At 63.8% G+C, this 24,573-nt stretch carries 20 protein-coding genes; 13 read left to right on the top strand and 7 right to left on the bottom strand.

Annotation, left to right across the window (positions count from 1 at the left end):
- Positions 1-4 precede the first annotated feature (4 nt).
- Together nagZ and MnOB_RS16675 are read left to right on the top strand one after the other, a co-directional pair.
- Entirely contained in the window at positions 5-1,003 is a 999-nt protein-coding gene (nagZ, locus tag MnOB_RS16680; protein WP_077525343.1) for a beta-N-acetylhexosaminidase, read from the top strand.
- Positions 1,004-1,012: 9 nt separating this feature from the next.
- Positions 1,013-1,750 carry an S-methyl-5'-thioinosine phosphorylase gene (locus MnOB_RS16675; protein ID WP_077525342.1) on the top strand — a complete coding sequence of 246 codons (738 nt, stop codon included), beginning with the start codon at positions 1,013-1,015 and terminating at the stop codon, positions 1,748-1,750.
- 48 nt (positions 1,751-1,798) lie between these two features.
- Here MnOB_RS16675 and MnOB_RS16670 read toward each other — a convergent pair whose 3' ends face one another.
- Genes MnOB_RS16670 through mfd form a run of 3 tightly spaced genes read right to left on the bottom strand, consistent with a single transcriptional unit; the run spans position 1,799 to position 8,432 of the window.
- Positions 1,799-4,429, bottom strand: a complete 2,631-nt coding sequence (locus tag MnOB_RS16670) for a DEAD/DEAH box helicase (protein WP_199824547.1) — start codon at positions 4,427-4,429, stop codon at positions 1,799-1,801.
- 6 nt (positions 4,430-4,435) lie between these two features.
- Complete coding sequence (locus tag MnOB_RS16665; protein ID WP_077525341.1) at positions 4,436-4,957, bottom strand: CsiV family protein; 522 nt, start codon at positions 4,955-4,957, stop codon at positions 4,436-4,438.
- A 34-nt stretch (positions 4,958-4,991) separates the two neighbouring features.
- Entirely contained in the window at positions 4,992-8,432 is a 3,441-nt protein-coding gene (gene mfd / locus MnOB_RS16660) for a transcription-repair coupling factor (RefSeq protein ID WP_077525340.1), read from the bottom strand.
- Positions 8,433-8,567: 135 nt separating this feature from the next.
- Here mfd and MnOB_RS16655 point away from each other — a divergent pair, with 135 nt between their 5' ends.
- The 4 genes from MnOB_RS16655 to sthA all read left to right on the top strand — a co-directional run bounded on the left by MnOB_RS16655 (position 8,568) and on the right by sthA (position 14,155).
- Positions 8,568-10,034: a glyceraldehyde-3-phosphate dehydrogenase gene (locus tag MnOB_RS16655; protein ID WP_077525445.1), complete on the top strand. Its 1,467-nt coding sequence runs from the start codon at positions 8,568-8,570 to the stop codon at positions 10,032-10,034.
- A gap of 94 nt (positions 10,035-10,128) precedes the next feature.
- Entirely contained in the window at positions 10,129-11,526 is a 1,398-nt protein-coding gene (locus tag MnOB_RS16650; RefSeq protein ID WP_077525339.1) for an amino acid permease, read from the top strand.
- 12 nt (positions 11,527-11,538) lie between these two features.
- Complete coding sequence (locus MnOB_RS16645; RefSeq protein WP_107504093.1) at positions 11,539-12,546, top strand: FAD:protein FMN transferase; 1,008 nt, start codon at positions 11,539-11,541, stop codon at positions 12,544-12,546.
- Positions 12,547-12,760: 214 nt separating this feature from the next.
- Positions 12,761-14,155 (top strand): Si-specific NAD(P)(+) transhydrogenase, encoded by a 1,395-nt coding sequence (sthA, locus tag MnOB_RS16640; protein WP_077525338.1) that lies wholly within the window; start codon positions 12,761-12,763, stop codon positions 14,153-14,155.
- A 164-nt stretch (positions 14,156-14,319) separates the two neighbouring features.
- On the opposite strand, the gene MnOB_RS16635 is transcribed toward sthA, so the two are convergent.
- The 3 genes from MnOB_RS16635 to MnOB_RS16625 are packed head-to-tail and all read right to left on the bottom strand — an operon-like array spanning position 14,320 to position 15,929.
- On the bottom strand, positions 14,320-15,042 hold the full coding sequence (locus tag MnOB_RS16635) for a glycerophosphodiester phosphodiesterase (RefSeq protein WP_077525337.1): 723 nt from the start codon (positions 15,040-15,042) through the stop codon (positions 14,320-14,322).
- 2 nt (positions 15,043-15,044) lie between these two features.
- Positions 15,045-15,335, bottom strand: a complete 291-nt coding sequence (locus tag MnOB_RS16630; protein ID WP_077525336.1) for a phosphodiesterase — start codon at positions 15,333-15,335, stop codon at positions 15,045-15,047.
- A 9-nt stretch (positions 15,336-15,344) separates the two neighbouring features.
- Positions 15,345-15,929, bottom strand: a complete 585-nt coding sequence (locus MnOB_RS16625) for a PilZ domain-containing protein (protein ID WP_077525335.1) — start codon at positions 15,927-15,929, stop codon at positions 15,345-15,347.
- A 166-nt stretch (positions 15,930-16,095) separates the two neighbouring features.
- On the opposite strand from MnOB_RS16625, the gene MnOB_RS16620 reads away from it, so the two are divergent.
- From MnOB_RS16620 to MnOB_RS16610, 3 genes are read left to right on the top strand one after another with little or no spacing between them, the layout of a single operon-like run.
- Positions 16,096-17,346, top strand: a complete 1,251-nt coding sequence (locus tag MnOB_RS16620) for a lipoprotein-releasing ABC transporter permease subunit (protein WP_077525334.1) — start codon at positions 16,096-16,098, stop codon at positions 17,344-17,346.
- The gene (gene lolD / locus MnOB_RS16615; protein ID WP_077525333.1) at positions 17,339-18,022 is read left to right on the top strand and encodes a lipoprotein-releasing ABC transporter ATP-binding protein LolD; all 684 of its coding nucleotides are present in this window, start codon (positions 17,339-17,341) and stop codon (positions 18,020-18,022) included. The genes MnOB_RS16620 and lolD overlap by 8 nt, the downstream gene beginning before the upstream one ends.
- A gap of 1 nt (position 18,023) precedes the next feature.
- Positions 18,024-19,268, top strand: coding sequence for a lipoprotein-releasing ABC transporter permease subunit (locus tag MnOB_RS16610; protein ID WP_077525332.1), 1,245 nt, complete (start codon positions 18,024-18,026; stop codon positions 19,266-19,268).
- Between the two features lie 210 nt (positions 19,269-19,478).
- Here the strand turns inward: MnOB_RS16610 and MnOB_RS16605 are convergent, their stop codons facing one another.
- Positions 19,479-20,006 carry a DUF2062 domain-containing protein gene (locus tag MnOB_RS16605; RefSeq protein WP_077525331.1) on the bottom strand — a complete coding sequence of 176 codons (528 nt, stop codon included), beginning with the start codon at positions 20,004-20,006 and terminating at the stop codon, positions 19,479-19,481.
- Positions 20,007-20,179: 173 nt separating this feature from the next.
- Between MnOB_RS16605 and MnOB_RS16600 the strand changes: the two genes are divergently transcribed.
- The 4 genes from MnOB_RS16600 to lpxK all read left to right on the top strand — a co-directional run bounded on the left by MnOB_RS16600 (position 20,180) and on the right by lpxK (position 24,560).
- On the top strand, positions 20,180-22,405 hold the full coding sequence (locus tag MnOB_RS16600) for a DNA internalization-related competence protein ComEC/Rec2 (RefSeq protein ID WP_077525443.1): 2,226 nt from the start codon (positions 20,180-20,182) through the stop codon (positions 22,403-22,405).
- Between the two features lie 72 nt (positions 22,406-22,477).
- Positions 22,478-23,113 (top strand): MotA/TolQ/ExbB proton channel family protein, encoded by a 636-nt coding sequence (locus MnOB_RS16595; protein WP_077525330.1) that lies wholly within the window; start codon positions 22,478-22,480, stop codon positions 23,111-23,113.
- Complete coding sequence (locus MnOB_RS16590) at positions 23,110-23,556, top strand: ExbD/TolR family protein (protein ID WP_077525329.1); 447 nt, start codon at positions 23,110-23,112, stop codon at positions 23,554-23,556. Before MnOB_RS16595 ends, MnOB_RS16590 begins: the two co-directional genes overlap by 4 nt.
- Positions 23,556-24,560 (top strand): tetraacyldisaccharide 4'-kinase, encoded by a 1,005-nt coding sequence (lpxK, locus tag MnOB_RS16585; RefSeq protein ID WP_077525328.1) that lies wholly within the window; start codon positions 23,556-23,558, stop codon positions 24,558-24,560. Before MnOB_RS16590 ends, lpxK begins: the two co-directional genes overlap by 1 nt.
- Positions 24,561-24,573: the final 13 nt, after the last annotated feature.

The following is a 24,573-nucleotide window of genomic DNA, read 5'->3' as shown; positions in this document are numbered from 1 at the left end:
TTTAATGCAAGGTTCCCTGATGCTGGATATCGGCGGCACCTGGCTGACCGCTGAGGATCGGCAGATCCTTCGTCAGCCGGAAGTTGCCGGTCTGATCATCTTTGCCCGCAACATCGAAAGCCCGCGCCAGGTGCGTGAGCTTTGCGCGTCCATTCGTGCCGTTCGTCCGGACCTGATCCTGGCGGTCGATCAGGAAGGCGGCCGCGTGCAACGCCTGCGGCAGGGGTTCCTGCGCCTTCCCGCGATGCGGGCATTGGCCGACAACGATAACGCCGAGCAGTTGGCCGAGCAGTGCGGCTGGTTGATGGCGACCGAAGTACTGGCGGTCGGGTTGGATATCAGCTTTGCGCCGGTCCTCGATCTCGACCACCAGCGCAGTGCCGTGGTGGGCAGCCGTGCGTTCGAGGGTGATCCCCAGCGTGCCACGCGACTGGCTGGTGCGTTCATTCGTGGACTGCGCCAGGCCGGAATGGCTGCTACCGGCAAGCATTTTCCGGGGCACGGCTGGGCCGAAGCCGATTCCCATGTGGCGATTCCCACCGACGAGCGCAGTCTGGAGCAGATCCGCACGAGCGACCTGATTCCCTTCGCAAGCCTGGCATCCGAACTGGACGGCATGATGCCGGCCCATGTCATCTACCCGAAGGTGGATAGCCAGCCGGCCGGTTTTTCCCGGCGCTGGTTGCAGGACATACTGCGTGGCGAACTGAAATTTTCCGGCGTCATCTTCAGCGATGACCTGTCCATGGCCGGTGCTCATGTGGTGGGCGACGCCGCCGAGCGTATCGAAGCCGCGTTGACCGCAGGTTGCGACATGGGGTTGGTGTGCAATGACCGTGCAGCTGCCGAACTGGCCCTGGAGCGCTTGCAGCGACTGGGCGCTACTCCGCCCTCCAGCCTCGCGCGCATGCGCCGCCGCGCGTTCCCCGGTACCGAATACCGCCAGGACCCCCGCTGGTTGCAGGCGACTGCAGCCTTGCGTGAAGCCCAGTTGATCGATTGAGGAACTGACATGACCGTCTACGCCATCATCGGTGGTACAGGCCTGACCCAGCTCGAAGGCCTGAGCATGAAAGCGCTGCTTCACCCTGACACGCCTTACGGCTCGCCCTCGGCCGGTATCGTTCATGGTGAGTACGCTGGGCACGATGTGTTGTTCCTGGCGCGCCATGGCCATCCGCACCGCATTCCTCCGCATCAGGTGAACTACCGGGCCAACCTCTGGGCCCTCAAGCATGCCGGCGCCGAGGCGGTGATCGCGGTGAACGCGGTGGGTGGCATTCACCCAGCCATGGGTAGCGGCCATCTGGTGGTGCCGCATCAGGTGATCGACTACACCCAGGGTCGCATCGGCACTTTCTTCGAGGGCGACCTGGGCCACGTCACTCACATCGATTTCAGCCACCCGTACGACGAAGCGCTACGTGGCCAGCTGCTTGCCGCACTGAATGCCTGTGACTACCCGCACAGCGATTTCGGTGTCTACGGCTGCACCCAGGGACCGCGCCTGGAAACCATTGCCGAAATCAACCGTCTCGAACGCGATGGTTGCGACATCGTCGGTATGACCGGCATGCCTGAAGCGGCGCTAGCTCGCGAACTGAACCTGCCTTATGCGTGCCTCTCGCTGGTGGTCAATCCCGCCGCCGGAAAGTCCGACGGCATTATCACCATGGCCGAAATCGAGGCGGCACTGGCTGAGGGTATCGGCAAGGTCCGCAGTGTCCTGGCCCATGTGCTGAAAGCCTGACGCGTTCGTTTCCGCCAGGCAGGTGATACCTGCCCGCGGTACCCTCGCTCAGGTGATGCGAGGTAAGGGTGCGAAGAGGGCGTCGATGTCCTCTTCCGCCAACCGCCATCCTTCCTTTTCACGTCCGTCGAGAATCCCTCGTGCGAGCGCCGCTTTCTGCGCTTGCAACTGCTGGATCTTCTCTTCCACCGTTCCGCGCGAAATCATCCGATAGACGAACACAGGCTTGTCCTGGCCGATGCGATAGGCGCGGTCGGTCGCCTGGCGCTCCACTGCTGGATTCCACCAGGGATCGTAGTGGATCACCGTGTCGGCGGCGGTGAGGTTCAGGCCGGTACCGCCGGCTTTCAGACTGATCAGGAACAGTGGAACTTCGCCATTCTGGAAGCGTTGGACCGGTGTCCTGCGGTCGCGCGTGTCGCCGGTGATCTGCACGTATTCGATCGAGCGCTTGCGCAACTCGTCCTCGATCAGCGACAGCATGCTGGTGAACTGCGAGAACAGCAGCACCTTGCGGCCTTCGGCGATCAACTCCTCGAGCATTTCCATTAGGCTGTCGAGCTTGCCCGAGCTGCTGCCTCGCGAGCGTGAACCGCTTTCCTCGATCAGGCGCGCGTCGCAGCACACCTGGCGCAGCTTCAGCAGGGCTTCGAGTATGACGATCTGGCTGCGGGCCAGGCCTTTGCGATCGATCTCTTCCCGGACCTTGTGGTCCATGGCCAGGCGCACGGTTTCGTAGAGGTCGCGTTGGCGATCGCTGAGTTCGACCCATTGGGTGATCTCGCTCTTGGCGGGTAGCTCGGTGGCCACCGCTTCCTTGCTGCGGCGCAACAGGAAAGGCTTGAGGCGGGCATTGAGGTGCGCCAGGCGGGTGACGTCGCCGTGCTTCTCGATGGGCGTCCGGTAATTGCGCAGGAAGCCCTGGCTGTCGCCCAGCCAGCCAGGCATCAGGAAGTGGAACAGCGACCAGAGTTCGCCCAGGTGATTCTCCAGTGGCGTGCCGGTGAGGCACAGGCGCTGGCGTGCTTCCAGTTGGCGTGCGGCCTGGGCGGCCTTGCTGGCGTGGTTCTTGATGTACTGCGCTTCGTCGAGGATCAGGGCGTGCAGCGGCAGCTGGGTGAACTGTTCCAGGTCCCGTGGGAGCAGGGCGTAGGTGGTCAGTAACAGATCATGCTCGGCCATCCGTGCGAAGGCCTTCTTCCGACCCGGGCCATGCAAGGCGAGGACGCGCAGGTCCGGCGCGAAGCGTGCCGCTTCGTCCAGCCAGTTGGGGATCAGGCTCGTGGGCATGACCACCAGGGCTGGGCGGTCGAGTCGGCCGGCTTCCTTCTCCAGCAGCAGATGGGCGAGGGTCTGCAGGGTCTTGCCCAGGCCCATGTCGTCGCCGAGGATGCCGCCGGCTCCGACTTCGCGCAGGGTTTGCAACCAGGCCAGGCCTTCCAGCTGGTAATGGCGCAGTTCGGCATTGAGGCCTTTCGGTGGGCTGCAGGCAGTCGTGCTGCTGTCGCGCAGCTTGCGTGCCAGGTCGCGCAGTTCTTCACCACCTTGCCAATGCAGGTCCAGCCCTTCGAGCTGACTCAGGCGGGCTGCATCGGGGCGTGCCAGGCGCAGGCTCTGCGCCGGGTCCTGGTCCCGCTGGTAGAGCTCGCCCAGAGTCGTCAGCACCGGCTTGAGGCGCGAGAAGGGCAGCATCACCTGGAGGGGGCGTCCATCCGCCGCGCGGGTGGCATCCAGTTGCAGGCGCAGTTGTTCGTCGTCTTTGCGGCGCTGCAGGTTTTGCGGATCGAGCAGTTCCGGATTGCGCTGGATCAGGCGTAGCAGCACCGGAAGCAGGCTGATGCGGCGGCCTTCGACGACGATGCCCAGTTCCAGGTCGAACCATTCACGGCCGGGCGCTTCTTCCACTTCGGCATACCAGCCCTCGACCTGGGATAGATCGAACTGGAAGCCCGGACGAATATCGATTTGCCAGCCCTGCTCGCGTAGCGCCGGCAATTGCTCCCGCATGAAGTGCAGCCATTGCTCATCGCCGGGCAGTTCGAACATCTCCGCGCTGTTGGCGGGCAACGCCAGGCTCTGCCGCAAGGCTTCCTTGAAACCGTGCTGGCGCAGGGTGTCGCGCAGGGGCTGTTCGGCCTTCGGGTGGCGCGCAATGGCAAGCCGTTCGCCATTGCTGCGGTGATGCAGTCGCTCCGGTTTCACCATCTTGCCGTGGGTATGGGCGCCGCCGTAGTCGAACACCAGTCCGGCGCGATGCTGCTGGCTGCCGACCATGCGCCCGCTGCGCAGGTCGTACTGGCTCTGCGCGTGACTGCCGAGGATCAAGTGTGGAATGGGTTGCAGGTCGTCCACCAGGCGCTCGGCTGGCGGAGGCGGCTGCTGCCAACCGTCGGCGGGCTGCGCCAGCAGAACGATGATGGCGGCGACGCAGTGCTTGCAGTTGTAGTTCACCGGGCAACTGCAATTGCCGACCACGCCCAGTCCCTTGGGGGCGAGGCGGATTCGCTGAGTGTAGAAGTGGCCTTCGGAGCCTTCGCAACTGGTTTCGATGGCCTTGTCGCTCAGGCTGAGCAGTCGGATGCGGTCTTCCGTGGCGTACTTGAGGCCACGGGAAAGCGCGCCTGGATCGAAATCCAGGCGCCATTCCAGTTGCCTCAGTTGGTCGAGCAGGGCACTCATGGCGCCTTAGAGGGGGCTGATGCGGATCAGGATGCCCAGGTTGCCGTGGTCGAGGTAGGTGAGCTCGCCATTCTTCAGGCGGGTGCCCTGGCGCAGGCGCTCGCTGCTGCTGATGAGGCCGCTGCCGTCGAACTGGTTGATCCAGAAGTCGGCCTGGGCGTCGACGCTGCGATCAAGGGTGAGGGCCAGGGTGCCTTCGACTGGGAAATGCCCCAGCTGCTGCTCGCCGGAAGTGACCGAAACCTTGTTTTCCATGGCCGACAGGTTCTGCGACCAGGCCTTGTGCAGCAGCACCTCGTAGCCCGCATTCGGGTTGAGCTTGGCTGCTTCGCCATCCAGTGCGATGCCGCGCTCGCTGCCGGCGATGGACTGGCTGCCTGCCGCCCAGTCGTCTGGAGCCGGCTGGCTGGCGGGGATAGGGTCGCCGGCCTGGCGGAAAATGATCATCTCCACCGAGTAGAGGCCGTCGGCAAAGGCAGCCGGAGCCAGCAGGGCGAGCAACAGGGCGAAGTTACGGATGGCACGCATGGGTTGTTCCTTATAGGGGCAATCATTCCGCAGACTACTGCGGGGTCAGGCGTTCGAACAGGGCTTCAAGGGTGTTGAAACGTTCTTCCGGGCGCTCCATGGGCACCTGGAACTTGAACAGGGTGGCGCCTTCGAACTTGTAGCGCTTGGGCTGGCCCTGGATCAGTTTGATCAGCACGAGCGGATCGACACTGGTGGTGGCATCGAACTCGATGCGACCGCCTTGCGGACCGGCATCGACTTTCTTGATGCCGAGCTTTTCCGCCTGCAGCTTGAGCAGGGTCATTCGCACCAGGTGCTTGGTGGGGGCGGGCAGCAGGCCGAAGCGGTCGATCATCTCCACCTGCAGTTCCTTCAGGCCGTCTTCGTCGGCTGCCGAGGCAATGCGCTTGTAGAGAATCAGGCGTGCATGCACGTCCGGCAGGTAATCCTCGGGAATCAGTGCCGGTACGCGCAGGTTGATTTCTGGTCCGCCACCCAGTGGCTGCTCCAGGTTGGGCTGCTCACCCTTGCGGATCGCCTTCACGGCGCGTTCGAGCATTTCCATGTAGAGGGTGAAGCCGACGGCCTGGATCTGACCGCTCTGGCCGTCGCCAAGCAGTTCGCCTGCGCCGCGGATTTCCAGGTCGTGGGTCGCGAGGACGAAGCCGGCACCCAGGTCCTGGGCGTTGGAGATGGCCTCAAGGCGCTTCTCGGCGTCCGGCGTCATCTGTTTGCGGGGTGGCGTCAGCAGGTAGGCGTACGCCTGGTGGTGGCTACGGCCGACGCGGCCGCGCAACTGGTGCAGCTGGGCCAGGCCGAACTTGTCGGCGCGCTCGATGACGATAGTGTTGGCGCTGGGCACGTCGATACCGGTTTCGATGATGGTAGAGGCCACCAGCACATTGAAACGCTTATGGTAGAAGTCGCTCATCACCTGTTCGAGGTCGCGCTCGCGCATCTGTCCGTGACCGACGGCGATGCGTGCCTCCGGTACCAGCTCAGCCAGTTCGGCGGCGCATTTCTCGATGGTCGCCACCTCGTTGTGCAGGTAGTAGACCTGGCCACCGCGCAGCAGCTCACGGAGCAGGGCTTCCTTGATGGCGGTGTTCTGCCGCTCCATGACGAAGGTGCGCACCGAAAGGCGACGCGCCGGCGGCGTGGCGATGATCGACAGGTCGCGCATGCCCGCCACCGCCATGTTCAGGGTGCGCGGGATGGGCGTGGCGGTGAGGGTGAGGATGTCGACTTCACTGCGCAAGGACTTCAACTGTTCCTTCTGGCGGACGCCGAAGCGGTGCTCCTCGTCGATGATCGCCAGGCCCAGGTTCTTGAAGCGCACATCACCCTGCAGCAGCTTATGGGTGCCGATGATGATGTCGATCTTGCCTTCGGAGAGCTGCTGCGCCGCGCCTTCCACTTCCTTGGCGGACTTGAAGCGGCTCATCACTTCCACGGTCACCGGCCAGTCGGCGAAGCGGTCGCGGAAGCTGTTGTAGTGCTGCTGGGCGAGCAGGGTGGTGGGCACGAGCACCGCGACCTGTTTGCCACTGTGTACGGCGACGAAGGCGGCGCGCATGGCCACTTCGGTCTTGCCGAATCCAACGTCGCCGCAAACCAGGCGGTCCATCGGCTTCGGGGCCAGCATGTCGGCCAGCACGGCCTCGATGGCGGACTGCTGGTCCGGGGTTTCCTCGAAGGGGAAGCCGGCTGAGAAGGTGGCGTAATCGACCGTCGGGTCCTTGAACGCATAACCCTCGCGTGCTGCGCGGCGGGCGTAGATGTCCAGCAGCTCGGCGGCAACGTCGCGGACCTGCTCGGCGGCCTTGCGCTTGGCTTTCTGCCAGGCTTCGGAGCCGAGACGATGCAGCGGTGCCAGGGCATCGTCGCTGCCGGTGTAGCGCGCGATCAGGTGCAGGCTGGCCACCGGTACGTACAGCTTGGCTTCCTCGGCGTATTGCAGGGCGAGGAACTCGGCGGCCTGACCTTCGATTTCCAAGGTGATCAGTCCGAGATAACGCCCCACGCCGTGATCGATATGCACGACGGGAGCCCCTTCGCGAAGTTCCGCTAGGTTCTTGATCACGTTGTCGCCGGCGTCGCTGCGGCGTTCGCGACGGCGGCGTTGCATCACGCGCTGGCCGAACAGAGGGCTTTCGGCGATCAGTGCAAGGCCGGGATCGTCCAGCAGCAGGCCTTCATCCAGCGGTGCGATGGTGATGGCCAGACGCTCGGAACTGGCGACGAAATCCGGCCAACCCTCGACTTCCTGCGGACGCAGCTTCAGGCGTGCGAGCATTTCCAGCAGCACTTCTCGGCGACCGGCGGACTCGGCGCTGAACAGCACCCGCCCGGGGAATTCTTCGATGAAGCGGCGCAAGGCCGCCAGCGGTTCGCTGGCCTTGGCCTGGATCGCCAGGTCGGGCAGGGCGCGGGCAGAGAAGCGCTCGCGGCCGACGCCGGGCTCGACGTCCTCCTGGCTCAGGATCAGGCGGGGCGAACCTTTCAGGCGGGCGAAGCAGTCTTCTACCGGCAGGAACACTTCAGCGGGCGGCACCAGCGGGCGTTCCGGGTCGACGCGGCGTTCCTCGTAGCGGTTGCGTACGTCGGTCCAGAACTGCTCGGCCGCCTGCTCGATGCCCGGCAGGGAGAACACCTGGGTATCGGTCGGCAGGTAGTCGAAGAGGGTTGCGGTCTCCTCGAAGAACAGCGGCAGGTAGTACTCGATACCCGCCGGCGTGATGCCGCTGGTCAGGTCCTGGTAAATCGGGCAGCGGCGGAAGTCGACGTCGAAGCGCTCGCGGAAGCGGCCGCGGAAGTCGGTGACGGCCTTCTTGTCCAGGGGGAACTCGCGAGCCGGCAGCAGGCGGATGGACTCCACCTTGTCCACCGAACGCTGGGTTTCCGGATCGAAGGTTCGCAGGGTTTCGATCTCGTCATCGAACAGATCGATGCGGTATGGCAGGTCGCTGCCCATGGGGAACAGATCGATCAGCGCGCCACGCACGGCGAATTCGCCGTGCTCGTAGACGGTGTCCACGCAGCGATAGCCGGCCGATTCCAGACGCAGGCGCATCTGTTCCACATCCAGTTTCTGGCCGACATCCAGCACCAGGCTGGAGCCCAGCAGGAAACGCGTCGGTGCCAGGCGGTGCAGGGCCGTGGTGATGGGGACCACCAGCACGCCGCGCTTGACCCCCGGCAGCCGATAAAGGGTGTCGACGCGCTGGGAAATGATGTCCTGGTGCGGCGAAAAGAGGTCGTAGGGCAGGGTTTCCCAATCGGGGAAATGCAGGACGTCGAGGTCCGGGGCGAAGAAACCCAGTTCCTGCTCAAGTCGCTCGGCCGTCTGGCTGTCTGCAGTCAGCAGCAGCGTGAAACGCTTGCCGGCGCTGGCAGCTTCGGCGATCGCCAGGCTCAGTGCGGCACCGGGCAGGTTGCCCCAATGCTGCTTGCCGGCGACGGAGGGGAGGGGCGGGAGGCGCAATACGGACACGGGCAAGAGGCTCCGGTCGGAAAAAGATCGGCGGATTGTAACTATCCCGACTAGCGGATGTCAGTGTTGAGCCCGCTGCTGATTGCCGGCGCCTGCGTGCGCCGTCATAATGTAGCCCCTTTTTTCATCCCCTACATGTGGAAGGTACTGCCCGTGACTCAGAAGCCCGACCAGTGTCTCGGTGAATGGATCGATCGTGAAGCCCTCGCGGAAGCCATGATTCCGATGATTGGCCAGCTGTATCGCAACAACAATGTTGTGACTTCGATCTATGGCCGTGGCCTGATCAACCGCTCCGTGATCGCCATCCTCAAGGCCCACCGTTTTGCCCGTCATCGCCTGGCGGATGAAGCCGAGCTGTCGGTTCACGACACCTTCCCGATCCTCAAGGCGATGAGCGAGCTCAAGCTCGGCAGCGCTTCCGTGGACCTGGGCAAGATGGTTGCCAAGTTCAAGGCTGAAGGTAACGGCCGCAGCATCGAGCAGTTCACCAAGGACGAACTGGTCGACGTAGTTGGCAAGCAGAACGGCGGCGCCCGTGAAGGCACCGACGTCGTCCTGTACGGCTTCGGTCGTATCGGTCGCCTGCTGGCTCGCATCCTGATCGAGAAGACCGGTGGCGGCGACGGCCTGCGCCTGCGCGCCATCGTTGTCCGCAAGGGCGCCGAGAACGACCTGGTCAAGCGTGCCAGCCTGCTGCGCCGCGACTCCGTGCATGGCCCGTTCGACGGCACCATCACCATCGATGAAGCCAACAACACCATCACCGCCAACGGCAACCTGATCCAGGTGATCTACTCCAACGACCCGGCGTCGATCGACTACACCCAGTACGGCATCAAGAACGCCCTGCTGGTCGATAACACCGGCAAGTGGCGTGATGCCGAAGGCCTGGGCCAGCACCTGAAGTGCGCCGGCATCGACCGCGTGATCCTGACCGCTCCGGGCAAGGGTGCGCTGAAGAACATCGTTCACGGCATCAACCATGGCGAGATCACCGCAGACGACAGGATCGTTTCGGCCGCTTCCTGCACCACCAACGCCATCGTGCCGGTGCTGAAGGCTGTCAACGACCAGTACGGCATCGTCAACGGCCACGTCGAAACCGTTCACTCGTTCACCAACGACCAGAACCTGATCGACAACTTCCACAAGGGCAGCCGTCGTGGCCGCGCCGCGCCGCTGAACATGGTGATCACCGAGACTGGCGCCGCTACCGCCGCCGCCAAGGCTCTGCCGGTTCTGAAAGGCAAGCTGACCGGCAACGCGATCCGCGTTCCGACGCCGAACGTCTCCATGGCCATCCTGAACCTGAACCTGGAAAAGGCCACCAACCGCGAAGAGATCAACGAGTACCTGCGCCAGATGGCCATGCACTCTGACCTGCAGAAGCAGATCGACTTCGTCGCTTCCCAGGAAGTGGTCTCCACCGACTTCGTCGGCTCCCGCCACGCCGGTGTGGTAGACGCCGAGGCCACCATCTGCAATGACAACCGCGTTGTCCTGTACGTCTGGTACGACAACGAGTTCGGTTACAGCTGCCAGGTGGTTCGCGTGATGGAAGACATGGCTGGGGTCAACCCGCCGTCTTTCCCGCACTAAGCGTATGAAATTGAAAAACGGGAGCTCTCGGGCTCCCGTTTTTCATTTATTGGGTCTGTAATCGGATAACAAGAATCGCTTGGGGATTACCCAGATGGAAGGACATCACCTTCACCAAGGGCCACTCAAAAGGGGCCTGAAAAACCGCCACATCCAGCTTATCGCGCTGGGCGGCGCCATCGGTACCGGCCTGTTCCTGGGCTCGGCCGGGGTGCTCAAGTCGGCGGGGCCATCGATGATTCTCGGCTATGCCATTGCCGGGTTCTTCGCTTTCCTGATCATGCGCCAGCTGGGCGAGATGATCGTCGAGGAGCCGGTCGCCGGTTCCTTCAGCCACTTCGCCCACAAGTACTGGGGCGGCTACGCGGGCTTCCTCGCCGGTTGGAACTACTGGGTGCTCTACGTCCTGGTGGGCATGGCCGAACTGACCGCAGTGGGCAAGTACATCCAGTTCTGGTGGCCGGAAGTGCCGACCTGGGTGTCGGCCGCGGTGTTCTTCGTGTTGATCAACCTGATCAACCTGGCCAACGTGAAGGTGTTCGGCGAGGCGGAGTTCTGGTTCGCCCTGATCAAGGTCGTGGCCATCATCGGCATGATCATCCTGGGTATCTACCTGCTGGTCAGCGGTGAAGGCGGGCCCCAGGCGGCGGTGGACAACCTCTGGAGCCACGGCGGCTTCTTCCCCAATGGCATCGAAGGCCTGGTGATGGTGCTGGCCATCATTATGTTCTCGTTCGGCGGCCTGGAGCTGATAGGCATTACCGCTGCCGAGGCCAGCGAGCCGAAGAAGGTGATTCCCAAGGCCATCAATCAGGTGATCTATCGCATCCTGATCTTTTACATCGGCGCCCTCAGCGTGCTGCTGATGCTCTATCCGTGGGACAAGCTGCTGGAAACCTTGGGCGCCGCTGGCGATCCCTACAGCGGTAGCCCCTTCGTGCAGATTTTCTCGTTGATCGGCAGCGATACTGCGGCCCACATCCTCAATTTCGTGGTGCTGACTGCGGCACTCTCCGTCTACAACAGTGGCGTGTACTGCAACAGTCGGATGCTCTACGGCCTGGCTGAGCAAGGCGATGCGCCCAAGGCGCTGATGAAGGTGGACGACCGTGGCGTGCCGGTTCTGGCCATCGGTGTTTCGGCCCTGATCACGCTCCTCTGCGTGGTGGTCAACTATCTGGCCCCGCAAAAAGCGCTGGAGTTGCTGATGGCCCTGGTGGTGGCGGCGCTGGTGATCAACTGGGCGATGATCAGCCTGTCGCACCTGAAGTTCCGTAAGTCCATGCAGTCCCAGGGCATCCAGCCGTTCTTCAAGGCGCTGTGGTACCCGGTAGGCAACTACATGTGCCTGGCCTTCGTGGCGTTGATCCTTGGCGTGATGCTGATGATTCCGGGCATCAACGTTTCGGTGTATGCCATTCCGTTCTGGCTGGCGCTGATCGGTGTCTGCTACTACTTCAAGCGCTCTGCCTCGCGGGTTACTGCCCTCTGACGCCTGATTTCGGTGGCTAGGCTCATCGTGCTGTTGCTCTCGGCCAGCGTTCTGCTGGCCGGGTGCGGCGATCGCCTGGAGCAGTTCGGCGGCCCCACCATGGGCAGCAGCTATTCGGTGAAGTACGTGCGCAGCGCGTCCGGCCCTGCGGTCGAACAGGCCCGCCGTGAGGTGGAAGGCATCCTGGCGGAAGTCGACCGGCAGATGTCCACCTACCGCGCCGATTCCGAAGTTGCGCGCTTCAATGCCTTGCCAGCGGGCAGTTGTACGGCACTGCCGGATCCGATGCTGGAGCTGGTGTCATTCGCTGGCGACCTGTCGAAGGACAGCGGTGGTGCCTTCGACATGACGGTAGAACCGCTGCTCGATCTCTGGGGCTTCGGCCCGCAGTCCCGCGGCGACCAGGTACCCAGCGCCGAAGCCATCGCCGCTGCGAAATCCAAGGTTGGCCAGCAGCACCTGTCGATTCGTGGCCAGGAGTTGTGCAAGGACGCGCCGGTGCAATTGGACTTCAACAGCATCGCTGCCGGCTATGCGGTTGATCGCGTGGTGACGCGCCTCGGTGAGCTGGGCGTCGGCAGTGCCCTGGTGGAAATCACTGGTGAGTTGAAGGCCGTAGGGCGCAAGCCCGATGGTTCGCCCTGGCGCATCGCTATTGAAGCGCCGCGCGATGATCGTCAGGTGGCGCAGAGGATCATCCAGCTCGATGGGCTCGGCGTTTCTACATCGGGCGACTATCGCAACTATTTTGAGAAGGGCGGCAGGCGCTACTCCCACACCCTCGATCCGGCTACGGGCGCGCCGATCAGCCACAACCTGGCAGCGGTAACCGTGGTGGATGAGTCGGCGCTGAGGGCGGACGGTTTGTCCACCTTGCTGCTGGTGCTGGGGCCGGAGGCGGGCCGGGTCTACGCTGAACGCCATGGAATCGCGGCGTTCTTCGTGATCCGCGAAGACCAGGGTTTCCGCAGTCATGACAGTAGCCGCTTCCGCGAGCTGTTCGACCAAGTGGGCAACTGAGTCCCGGAAGTGTCCGTGTGATGTAGTGGATTCAACTCTCGCCTACGACGCGACCAAGCGCTAATGTGCAGCGCCAGGCGGCTGGACTAAGCTGCACGCCAGTTCAAGGTCCCATCCAGGATCGCCGAAACAGGTTCCGATTTCCGCGGCGTCGACTGCCGCGGACCTTGCCGGGGGCGCCAGAGGGCGCCCCGGCCCGTTATGAGGAGTAAGCATGGCTGTCTACAACTACGACGTAGTGGTGCTGGGTTCGGGCCCGGCGGGGGAAGGTGCGGCAATGAACGCCGCCAAGGCCGGGCGCAAGGTGGCGGTGGTAGACAACCGTCCCCTGGTCGGCGGCAACTGCACCCACTTGGGCACTATCCCGTCCAAGGCGCTGCGTCACTCCGTTCGGCAGATCATGCAGTACAACACCAACCCGCTGTTCCGCCAGATCGGCGAGCCGCGCTGGTTCTCCTTCCCCGACGTGCTGAAGAGCGCCGAGCGGGTGATTTCCAAGCAGGTCGCCTCGCGCACCGGCTTCTATGCCCGTAACCGCGTCGACGTGTTCTTCGGCACCGCCAGCTTCCACGATGAGCAAACGGTGGAAGTGGTGTGCGCCAGCGGCGTGGTGGAGAAACTGGTGGCCAAGCAGGTCATCGTTGCCACCGGCTCGCGCCCCTACCGTCCCGCGGACGTCGACTTCAACCATCCGCGAATCTACGACAGCGATACCATCCTCAGCCTGACCCACACGCCGCGCCGCATCATCATCTACGGAGCCGGCGTGATCGGTTCCGAGTACGCCTCGATCTTCAGCGGCCTGGGCGTGCTGGTGGACCTCATCGACAACCGCGACCAACTGCTCAGCTTCCTGGACGACGAAATCTCCGACGCCCTCAGCTACCACCTGCGCAATAACAACGTGCTGATTCGCCATAACGAAGAGTACGAGCGCATCGAGGGTCTGGAGAACGGCGTGATCCTGCACCTCAAGTCTGGCAAGAAGATCAAGGCCGACTGCCTGCTGTGGTGCAACGGCCGTACCGGCAATACCGACAAGCTGGGGCTGGAGAACATCGGGATCAAGGTCAACAGCCGTGGCCAGATCAACGTCGACCAGTACTACCGCACCGAAGTCAGCAACATCTTCGCGGCCGGTGATGTGATCGGCTGGCCAAGCCTGGCCAGTGCCGCCGCCGACCAGGGCCGCTCGGCTGCCGGCAGCGCGGTGGAGAACGACAGCTGGCGCTTCGTCGATGACGTGCCGACCGGCATCTACACCATTCCGGAGATCAGCTCCATCGGAAAAAACGAGCGCGAGCTGACCCAGGCGAAGATCCCCTACGAAGTGGGCAAGGCCTTCTTCAAGGGTATGGCGCGCGCGCAGATTTCCCATGAGCCGGTGGGCATGCTGAAGATTCTGTTCCACCGCGAGACCCTGGAAATTCTCGGCGTCCACTGCTTCGGCTACCAGGCCTCGGAGATCGTCCACATTGGCCAGGCGATCATGAACCAGAAGGGTGAAGCGAACTCGATCAAGTACTTCATCAACACCACCTTCAACTACCCGACCATGGCGGAAGCCTATCGCGTGGCGGCGTTCGACGGTCTCAACCGGCTTTTTTGAGCGGCACCGGCCGGGCGCCTGAACCGGCCGGGGAGGACCCTCTCGGCGACACGCACCTATGGCGCTGGCCGAACCGGGAGAGCTTCTGATCAGGCGACGCCTAAAAGAAGAAACCGGCCCTTGTGGCCGGTTTTTTCATGTGGGCGAATAGGCTGTGGCGGGAATCACCGAAACCCGATGGAGGTGCTGGCCAGGCCGGGGAAGTCGGTGATGATGCTGTCCACGCCAAAGTCGGCAAGACGCCGCATCAGGGCTGGCTCATTCACTGTCCAGACCGACACGTGCAGGCCTTCCTTCTGTGCTTTCAGCAGGCGCTCCGGGGTACAGAGCGTCCAGTTCAGGGCCAGCAGATTGCAGCCATGGTGCTTGGCTATCTTCAGCGGGTCGAGCCAGGCGTATTCCGCCACCAACCCGCGCGACAGATTCGGTGTTAGCCGGTTGAGGGCGCGCAGGACCTCGCGGGAACTGGAGGTGACGGTCACCTTGTCCAGCAGGCCGTGGCGTTCAGCCAGCTCCTGGATTGCCAGCACGGTCCGCGCTGCGCGAACCCGCGAAGCGCTCTTCACTTCGAGTTGCCAGTGATCGAAGTCGCAGTGCTCGAACAGGCTAGCCAGGCGTGGGATGGGGCAGGGCTGATGCCAGCCGGGTCCGCCCAGGCGGGCGTCATATCCCTCCAGCTCCCCGGCGTCGTGTTCCGCCACCTTGCCCCGGCGGCCGGTGGTGCGCTTCAGGCTGGGGTCGTGGATCACCATCAGCTCGCCGTCACGGGAGAGATGCAGGTCCAGCTCGCAACGCTTCACGCCATGTGAGAGGCATTGCTTGAAGCTGGCCAGGGTATTTTCCGGGCATTCGCCCTTGGCGCCTCGATGGCCGTAGATCAGGGTCACGTTTATTCCCTTGGTGCTCTGGGTTGATGGTGGCGAACGCTGTCGATGACCTGTCCGCTTTCGAAATAGACCGAGAATTCCCGGTAGTCCCAGCGACTGATCGGTGGCTTGCCTACTGCGGGATGTTCTTTATCGGGAAGGCCGAAGCGTTCCAGTACCGCGCGTTGGCTTTCGCCGCGCACGGGCAGCGGAAGACCCAGGTCGCCTTGCTCGCCGACCGGAATCTCGATGGTTTCCGCGCCTACGGGCAGTGCAAGGAGAAGGCAGGTCAGCAGCAGTCCGGGACGCTTCATGCGGGGTTCTCAGGTGGAGGGAGAGGAACGCTCGCGGGCCTGGCGTCGCTGCTGGGCCTGCTTCTGCAGTATGTGGCGCGCCAGCAACTGGCGCTGGGCGTCGGTCAGGGCGTCGAACTCGGTACCGATATCGAACCGGCCGTCATCGCGGCCCTGGTTGTGGATGACGACCGCACTCAGCAAGAGACCGAGGGCCTGGGGCATCAGCACCATCTTGATCGCCAGGTGGGTGCCGATCTCGATGGATTGATCGCTGGTGAAGCCAAGGCCACCTTCGGAGAGGGTGATCTGGCGTGCCGGGCCGATGTCGCGCAGCAGGCTCTGCGCAAGCGCCTGGCCAAGCAGGTCGATTCGTTTGTTGATGACCTTGAGGTAGTTCGCCAGGGTTCGATCGCGCTCATGAATATGCCGCAGCAGGTGTTGCGATTCGAAGTCCATCAGATGCAATTCGCTAAGCAGTCCGAACAGTTGGGAACCACTGTCCGCGCCGCTTTCATCAGCTGTTTCGCCCTGTTTCAGCGGGCGAAATTCCAGTGCGATCGTATCTTCGATGCGGTAGTATTCGCGGCGGTCATCCGCGTCTCGTGTCGACATGGCGAACCCATGGCAGCGGTGGTGGTCGAAGAGCTGTTCCGTTATGCAAGTCCGTTTGCGTCGCTCGGAGCGCCGCGACAGACCACGAACAGAATTTGAGTGTAAACGCTGCTCGCCAAGCCCCGCCACAAGGACGTCCCTTCTTTCGCCAGCGAACTTCACTTCCATGTTCAGACCGCTGTCCCTGTACATAGGCGCACGCTACACGCGCGCCAAGCGCCGCAACTACTTCGTCTCCTTCATTTCCCTGACTTCCATGATCGGATTGGCACTCGGCGTGCTGGTGATGATCCTGGTGTTGTCGGTGATGAATGGCTTCGACCACGAGATGCGCACCCGCGTGCTGGGCATGGTGCCCCACGCCACGGTGGAATCCGCGGTGCCGATCAAAGATTGGCGCAAGCTGGCCGAAGGCGTGGCCCGGCATTCCGAAGTGAAGGCTGTTGCACCTTACAGCCAGGTCCAGGGCCTGCTCACCGCCGACGGCAAGGTGCAGAAGGTGCTGGTAAACGCCGTGGACCCGCAGGAAGAGCCCAAGGTCTCCATCATCGGGGACTTCTTCCGGGAGGGCAGCCTCAGCGCCCTGAAGCCAGGCGAGTTCGGCATCGTCATCGGTGATCGCGCCGCCAGCAAGCTGGGTGTCGGCATGGGTGACAAGGTCACCTTCGTGCTCCCGGAGGTTGCAGTGACTCCGGCGGGCGTCTTCCCGCGGATGAAGCGCTTCACCGTGGTGGGCATCTTCCACGTTGGTGCGGGCGAGCTGGATGGTTTCCTGGCCATCGCCAACCTGTCCGACGTCGCCCGCCTCAAACGTTGGCAGCCGGACCAGGTCCAGGGCCTGCGCCTGAAGCTCAACGACCTGTTCCAGGCGCCGCAAGTGGCCTGGCAGATCGCCGGCGAACTGAAGGGCGAGGATTTCTACGCACGCGACTGGACCCGCACGCACGGCAACCTCTACCAGGCGATCAAGATGGAGAAAGCCATAATCGGCTTGCTGTTACTGCTGATCGTCGCTGTCGCTGCCTTCAACATCATTTCAACCCTGGTGATGGTGGTGACGGACAAGCGTGGCGACATCGCCATTCTCCGCACATTGGGCGCCACGCCCAGGCAGATCATGGGCATCTTCATGGTCCAGGGCACTGTGATCGGGGTGGTCGGCACCCTGATCGGCGGCGTGCTGGGGATTCTCGCCGCACTCAACGTGAGTGGCGCCATCGCCTTGCTGGAACGCCTCCTGGGGCACAAGTTCCTCAGCGCCGAGGTGTACTTCATCGATTACCTGCCATCCCAACTGATGACCGAGGACGTGGTGCTGGTCTGCTCGGCCGCGCTGGTCCTGAGCTTCCTTGCCACCCTTTATCCCGCCTGGCGTGCAGCGCGCACCCAGCCAGCAGAGGCTTTGCGCTATGAGTAACAAGGCAGTCCTGAGTTGCCGCAACCTGGGCAAGAGCTACGACGAGGGCCCGCAGTCCGTCGAGGTGCTGTCGGGCGTCGAGCTGGAGCTGCATCCGGGCGAGCGAGTGGCCATCGTGGGCAGCTCCGGCTCCGGCAAGAGCACGCTGCTGAACATGCTGGGCGGGCTGGATACGCCGAGCAAGGGCAGTGTCTGGCTGGCGGGCGAGGAACTGTCCGCCCTCAGTGAAACCGCGCGCGGCCTGCTGCGAAATCGCGCGCTCGGCTTCGTCTACCAGTTCCACCACCTGCTGCCGGAATTCACCGCGCTGGAGAACGTCTGCATGCCGCTCCTGATCGGCCGCACCGCAATCGCCGAGGCGCGCAAGCGTGCCACGGCGCTGCTGGAGCGAGTCGGACTGGGGCATCGCCTGTCGCACAAGCCGGCTGAGCTTTCCGGTGGTGAGCGTCAACGCGTGGCCATCGCTCGTGCCCTGGTCAACAACCCGGGCCTGGTGCTGCTCGACGAGCCTACCGGCAACCTCGATCAGCACACCGCGCACGGCATCCAGGAGCTGATGCTGGAGCTGAGCCGCTCCTCGCAGACCGCCTTCCTGGTGGTGACCCACGACCTGCAGCTGGCCCGCCAGATGGATCGGGTGCTGCGCCTCGAAGACGGCCGACTGGTGGCTGCCTGAGATGTTCAGACCTCTCCCGATCTTCATCGGCACGCGCTATACGCGCGCCAAGCGACGTAACCACTTCATTTCCTTCATCTCGCTGACGTCGATGATCGGCCTGGCACTGGGCGTGCTGGCCATGATCGTGGTGCTCTCGGTGATGAACGGTTTCCAGAAGGAAATGCGCTCGCGCATCCTTGGCATGGTTTCCCACGCCACCCTGAGTGCCGATCAGCCCCTGGCCGACTGGCGTCGTGTGTCCGACGCCGCAATGAAGCACTCGGAAGTCGTGGGCGCGGTGCCCTTCGCCGAGCTGGAGGGCATGCTTTCCTACAAGGGAATGATGCAGCCGGTGCAAATCAACGGTGTCGACCCGCAGGAAGAGACCAAGGTTTCCATCATCGGCAAGCACATGGTGCAGGGTGATCTCGATGCGCTGAAACCGGGCGAATCCGGCATCGTCATCGGCGAAATCACGGCGCGGCGATTCCGCCTCAATGTCGGCGACAAGCTGACCCTGATCGTCCCCGAGGTCAGCAGCGCGCCAGGCGGCATCACGCCGCGCATGCAGCGCTTCAATGTGGTGGGTGTGTTCAAGGTGGGTGCCGAGCTGGACAGCTCCCTGGCGCTGATCAATATCGCCGATGCCTCCACCATCCAGCGGCTGCCGGAAGGCCAGGTGCAAAGCGTGCGCCTCGCCCTGAAGGATCTGTTCCTCGCACCCGAGGTGTCGAAGCAGATCGCCGCCGAACTGGGGCAGGGCTATCGCGCTGACGACTGGACCCATACGCAGGGCAGCCTGTTCAGTGCCATGAAGATGGAAAAGACCATGATCGGTCTGCTCCTGCTGCTGATCGTGGCCGTGGCGGCATTCAACATCATCGCCACGCTGATCATGGTGGTCGCCGACAAGCGTGCGGACATCGCCATCCTTCGCACGCTGGGCGCGACGCCGCGCCAGATCATGGCGGTGTTCATGGTTCAGGGCAGTGTGATCGGTGTCGTCGGCACGCTGATCGGCACCGTGCTGGGTATCATCACGGCACTCAACGTCAGCCAATGGATCGCCGCGCTGGAGCGCGCCAGTGGCCGGCAGATCTTCAGCTCGGACGTCTACTTCGTCAGTTATCTGCCCTCAGAGCTGCAGCTGGGGGATGTAGTGCTGATCTGTACGGCGGCGCTGGTCCTGAGTTTCCTGGCGACTCTCTATCCGGCCTGGCGTGCCGCCCAGACCCAGCCCGCCGAGGCCCTGCGCTACGAATAGGTGATTCACCTGCAAATAAAAAACGCCGCATTCAATGCGGCGTTTTCATTTGAACTTGGGGGGACGTGGTCTTGAGTCACCGCGATTCGATTCCCCGGGCTAGCAGGTAGGGTGCGCCGCGCGCACCGACGGTTTGACCAGGTGCTTCAGCTGATCCTGAAGTCGGTGCGCATAGCGCACCCTACGGTAATTCGACCGTGGAGATTCAATTCAGCGGCTGCTTTCCCGCCGGGCCTTCTGGCGCTTGCGCCAACTGTGCCCGACCCACCAGCGCCAATAGAGCATCGTCAGCATGTACGCCGCAGCGCCAATGAGGATGCCGCAAACCACCGATCCTAGGAGAAACGGCTGCCAGACCGAGGAAAGCTCCTGCGTGATCCATTCCCAGGTCAGTTCATCCGGTAGGGCGCGCGGAGAAATCTGCATGATCCACGCCCCCATCTTGTAGGTGCAGTAGAAAACCGGCGGCATGGTGATGGGGTTGGTCAGCCATACAAGACCGACCGAAATCGGCAGGTTCGCACGCACCATGATGGCCAGGCCGGCGGCCAGCAGCATCTGCATGGGAATGGGAATGAACGCGGCGAACAGGCCCATGGCCATGGCGCGGGCGACCGAATGGCGATTGAGGTGCCAGAGGTTCGGATCATGAATCAGGGTGCCGAGAAAACGCAGGGACTTGTGTTCCCTGATGGTGTCCGGATTCGGCATGTAGCGTTTGAAGATACGACGCGGCATGGGCGGTCTCTGGCCGACGGAAGCGCCGGGTATTATGCACACCCGGAAATGACATCGCCGGGTCAGTTTGTGTCGGCAAGTTTAAACGGAACTGCGCCGGTTGGATCGAAGGACGCAGAGCGGTACGGGACGTTGCCGCGATCTCCATCCCAGGGAAAGGGAGTCGGATGCCCATGGTTTCGGGGTTGGCCACGCTTGCCGTCGGCCTCCTTCTATTGCGCTGGATGCCTGTCTTGCCGCCTGTCTGGTGGCTCCAGGTCCAACTGGTGCTCGGCTTCGCGCTGCTGACGTCGCGTGCCTGGCGCTGCGGACTGTTCCTGCTTGGTCTCGGCTGGGCCTGCCTGAGTGCCCAATGGGCGCTGGACGATCGACTGGCGCCGCAGCTGGACGGTCAGGTGCGCTGGCTGGAAGGGACGGTGGTTGGCCTGCCCAGTACGGCAGATGGCGTGGTGCGTTTCGAGTTGGAGGACCCTCGGTCTTCGAGAGCGCAATTGCCCCGCCGGCTGCGCCTGTCCTGGCACGATGGTCCGCGTGTGCTGGCTGGCGAACGCTGGCGGCTGGCTGTTCGCCTCAAGCGGCCCCGGGGGCTGGTGAATCCCGCGACCTTCGACTACGAAGCGTGGCTGCTGGCGCGGCGTATAGGCGGAACCGGTTCGGTCAAGGCCGGGGAGCTTCTGGAGGTGGCGAGCGGTGCTGTCGCCTGGCGCGATTCCCTGCGCCAGCGTCTGCTGCAGGTGGATGCCTGGGGACGTGCCGGTGGGCTCGCAGCCCTGGTGCTGGGCGATGGCTCCGGCTTGCAGGACCGGGACTGGCGCCTGCTGCAAGACACGGGAACCACACACCTGATGGTGATTTCCGGTCAGCACATCACGCTGTTCGCGGGCGTGCTCTATGGCCTGGTCGTGCTGCTCGCCCGAAACGGATTCTGGCCTCGTTGGTTGCCCTGGCTACCCTGGGCGTGCGCCATGGCCCTTGCCGGTGGACTCGGATATGGCGTGTTGGCGGGGTTCGATGTGCCCGTGCAGCGCGCCTGCGTGATGCTTGCGGTCGTCCTGCTCTGGCGTTTGCGCTTTCGTCATCTGGGGTTCCTCACGCCTTTGCTGGCGGCTCTGTGTGTCGTTCTGCTGGCGGAGCCGCTGGTGGTGTTGCAGCCTGGCTTCTGGCTGTCTTTCGGGGCTGTGGTCCTGCTGGTGCTGGCCTTTGCCGGGCGCCTGGGGGCATGGCGCTGGTGGACGACCTGGTGGCGCGCCCAGTGGGTCATGGGGTTGGGGTTGGCGCCGTTGTTGCTGGCCTTGGCCTTGCCCATCAGCCTCAGTGGCCCGCTGGCGAACCTGCTGGCAGTGCCCTGGATCAGCCTGGTGGTGTTGCCGCTGGCATTGCTGGGCACCTTGCTACTTGGCATTCCCGCATTGGGGGAGGCGCTGCTCTGGTTGGCGGGCGGCGCGCTGGAGCTGCTGTTCCAGATACTGGCATGGACCGCGACGCAGGTGCCCGCCTGGATTCCCATGCAGGTCCCGCTCTGGGGTTGGCTCCTGGGGGTACTGGGGATTCTGCTGCTGATTGCGCCGGCTGGCGTGCCACTGCGTGCGCTAGGGCTGGCGCTGCTGTTGCCCATGTTGTTCCCGCAGCAGGAGCCCCTGGCTCCGGGGCAGGCGGAGGTGCGGGTGCTGGATGTCGGGCAGGGACTCTCCGTACTGGTACGCACCCGTGGTCATGCGCTGCTCTACGACGCCGGGCCCCGCCGCGGTGACTTCGATATCGGCGAGCGCGTGGTAGTCCCGACCCTGCGTGGCCTGGGGCTGTCGCGGCTGGACCTCATGCTGATCAGTCACGCGGATTCCGATCACGCCGGTGGTGCCCTGGCCGTAAGCCGGGGGCTGGCGGTGGAGCGCGTGCTGACTGGCGAGCTGGAACGGCTACCGCCTGAGCTGGGCGCCGAAGCCTGCCCGCCATCCCAGGCATGGTCCTGGGATGGCGTGGGCTTTCGCATCTGGCAGTCACCGCTGGCGGGCGACAGCAATGACGGCTCGTGCGTATTGGCGGTCGAGGCAGCTGGCGAGCGCCTCCTGCTGAGTGGCGATCTGGGTACGCGGGGTGAGGCCGCTTGGGTCGCCAGCGGCCAGCCACTCGAAGCGCGCTGGCTGGTGGCGGGCCACCATGGCAGCCGGACGTCCTCCAGTGGCCCCTTCTTGCGTGCCGTGGCGCCCGAGAAAGTGCTGATTTCCCGAGGCCACCTGAATCCTTATGGCCATCCCCATCCGTTGGTCGTTTCGCGAATTCGTGCGCTACCCGCCGAGATCCATGACACGGCCGAGCAGGGGCATCTGCTGCTGCGCCTGGGGGCCGGAGTCGAGCCGGAAAGCGAGCGCGAAAAGTCCGTGTTCTGGAGGGAAAAATGAGAACAGCGACGGTCGGCGGAGGCCCGACCCTATGCTAGAGTGGCGCCACTTTTCCGAAGGGGATTTCCTACCGTGTGGGAGTTGGTCAAAGCCGGCGGCTGGATGATGCTGCCGATCATTCTGTGTTCCATCGCCGCCACCGCGATCGTTGCCGAACGCCTGTGGACCCTGCGTGTCAGCCGCGTGTCGCCGCCGCATCTGCTGGGGCAGGTCTGGCGCCAGATCAAGGACAAGCAGCTGAACAGCCAGAAGCTCAAGGAGCTGCGCGCCTCTTCGCCACTGGGTGAAGTGCTGGCCGCGGGCCTGGCCAACTCCAAGCATGGCCGCGAGATCATGAAGGAGTGCATCGAGGAGGCCGCAAGCCGGGTCATCCATGAGCTGGAGCGCTACCTCAACGCCCTTGGCACCATCGCTGCCATGGCGCCGTTGCTCGGCCTGCTGGGTACCGTGTTCGGCATGATCGATATTTTCGGCGGCTTCATGGAAAACGGCATGGCCAATGCGCCCGTGCTGGCCGGCGGTATTGCCAAGGCGCTGGTAACCACCGCCGCGGGCCTGATCGTCGCCATTCCGGCGGTGTTCTTCCACCGTTACCTGCTGCGTCGCGTCGACGAGCTGGTTGTGGCCATGGAACAGGAAGCGATCAAGCTGGTGGAAGTGGTCCAGGGCGATCGCGAAGTCGACTTCGCAGAGGAAGCCAAAGCGTGAAGTTCCGCCGCAGGGCGGGCAATGTCGCCCGCGAAGAGGTGTTCCTCAACCTCACTTCGTTGATCGACGTGATCTTCGTGCTGTTGCTGTTCTTCGTGGTGACCACCACCTTCAGCAAACCCAACCAGTTGAAGATCGAGTTGCCCGAAGCCGTGAGCGGGACTCCGCCCCAGGAAACCGAGCTGAAGACACTGGAGCTGAGCATCGCTGCGGACGGCCAGTACTCGCTCAATGGCCAGAACCTCGTTAAGAGCGACCTGGCGACCCTGATCGCAGCGCTGGGGCGTGAATCGGAAGGCGACAACAGCTTGCCGCTGGTGATCACCGCTGACGCGCGCACCACTCACCAGTCGGTGGTCACCGCCATGGATGCCGCCGGCAAGCTGGGCTTCAGCCAGCTGCGCATGACCACCATCGAGGCCGACGCGGCCAAGAAGCCCTGATGGCCTTCTCCGACCGCCTGCTGGACGCCTGGTACCGGGGCCATCCGGCGCTTGGCCTGCTGAGCCCGCTGGAGTGGCTCTATCGCCGGGTGGCGAACGGCAAGCGTGCCGCCTACCTGGCGGGGCAGGGCGGCAGTTACCGACCGCCTGTGCCGCTGATCGTCGTCGGCAACATCACCGTTGGCGGCACCGGCAAGACCCCGATGATCCTCTGGCTGATCGAACACTGCCGGGCGCGCGGATTGCGCGTCGGTGTGGTCAGTCGCGGCTATGGGGCCAAGCCCCCACAGCTGCCTTGGCGGGTGCAGGCGGAGCAGGGGGCCGAGCTGGCCGGCGACGAACCGCTGCTGATCGTCCAGCGCAGCGGCGTGCCACTGATGATCGACCCGGACCGTTCCCGCGCCGTGCAGGCCCTGCTGGAGCAGGAAGACCTGGACCTGATCCTCAGCGACGACGGCCTTCAGCACTACCGCCTGGCGCGTGATCTGGAATTGGTGCTGATCGACGCAGCCCGTGGGCTCGGCAATCGCCGTTGCCTTCCCGCCGGCCCCCTGCGCGAGCCGCCGGAGCGTCTGGAATCCGTGGATGCGGTACTGCGCAATGGCGCCGAGGCCGATTCCGCCGAAGGCTTCTCCTTCAAACTGCAGCCGAGCGTGCTGGTCAATCTGCAGACCAGAGAGCGTGTCGGCCTGGACCATTTCCCGTCTGGGCAGGCAGTGCATGCGGTGGCCGGCATAGGCAACCCGCAGCGTTTCTTCAGGACCCTGGAGGCGCTAAACTGGCGCCCGATTCCGCACCCCTTCGCTGATCATGCTGTCTATAGTGCGCAAGCCCTGGCTTTCACGCCGTCTCTGCCGCTGCTGATGACCGAAAAGGATGCGGTGAAATGCCGGGCCTTCGCCGCTGCCGACTGGTGGTATCTGGCAGTCGATGCCGCACCTTCGCCGGCTTTCGTCGCCTGGTTCGATGGGCAATTGGCCCGCCTTCTGCCGAGCCACTTCTAACCCAAGGCAGCCC

Source organism: Metapseudomonas resinovorans (genome assembly GCF_002003485.1).
GTDB classification, from domain to species: domain Bacteria; phylum Pseudomonadota; class Gammaproteobacteria; order Pseudomonadales; family Pseudomonadaceae; genus Metapseudomonas; species Metapseudomonas resinovorans_D.
This window is presented reverse-complemented; position numbering and strand designations above follow the sequence as displayed.

Coding starts and splice junctions, on each gene's coding strand:
- nagZ (WP_077525343.1), top strand. CDS start 5: ATGCAAGGTTCCCTGATGCTGGATATCGGCGGCACCTGGCTGACCGCT.
- MnOB_RS16675 (WP_077525342.1), top strand. CDS start 1,013: ATGACCGTCTACGCCATCATCGGTGGTACAGGCCTGACCCAGCTCGAA.
- MnOB_RS16670 (WP_199824547.1), bottom strand. CDS start 4,429: ATGAGTGCCCTGCTCGACCAACTGAGGCAACTGGAATGGCGCCTGGAT.
- MnOB_RS16665 (WP_077525341.1), bottom strand. CDS start 4,957: ATGCGTGCCATCCGTAACTTCGCCCTGTTGCTCGCCCTGCTGGCTCCG.
- MnOB_RS16655 (WP_077525445.1), top strand. CDS start 8,568: ATGTGGAAGGTACTGCCCGTGACTCAGAAGCCCGACCAGTGTCTCGGT.
- MnOB_RS16650 (WP_077525339.1), top strand. CDS start 10,129: ATGGAAGGACATCACCTTCACCAAGGGCCACTCAAAAGGGGCCTGAAA.
- sthA (WP_077525338.1), top strand. CDS start 12,761: ATGGCTGTCTACAACTACGACGTAGTGGTGCTGGGTTCGGGCCCGGCG.
- MnOB_RS16630 (WP_077525336.1), bottom strand. CDS start 15,335: ATGAAGCGTCCCGGACTGCTGCTGACCTGCCTTCTCCTTGCACTGCCC.
- MnOB_RS16625 (WP_077525335.1), bottom strand. CDS start 15,929: ATGTCGACACGAGACGCGGATGACCGCCGCGAATACTACCGCATCGAA.
- MnOB_RS16620 (WP_077525334.1), top strand. CDS start 16,096: ATGTTCAGACCGCTGTCCCTGTACATAGGCGCACGCTACACGCGCGCC.
- lolD (WP_077525333.1), top strand. CDS start 17,339: ATGAGTAACAAGGCAGTCCTGAGTTGCCGCAACCTGGGCAAGAGCTAC.
- MnOB_RS16610 (WP_077525332.1), top strand. CDS start 18,024: ATGTTCAGACCTCTCCCGATCTTCATCGGCACGCGCTATACGCGCGCC.
- MnOB_RS16605 (WP_077525331.1), bottom strand. CDS start 20,006: ATGCCGCGTCGTATCTTCAAACGCTACATGCCGAATCCGGACACCATC.
- MnOB_RS16600 (WP_077525443.1), top strand. CDS start 20,180: ATGGTTTCGGGGTTGGCCACGCTTGCCGTCGGCCTCCTTCTATTGCGC.
- lpxK (WP_077525328.1), top strand. CDS start 23,556: ATGGCCTTCTCCGACCGCCTGCTGGACGCCTGGTACCGGGGCCATCCG.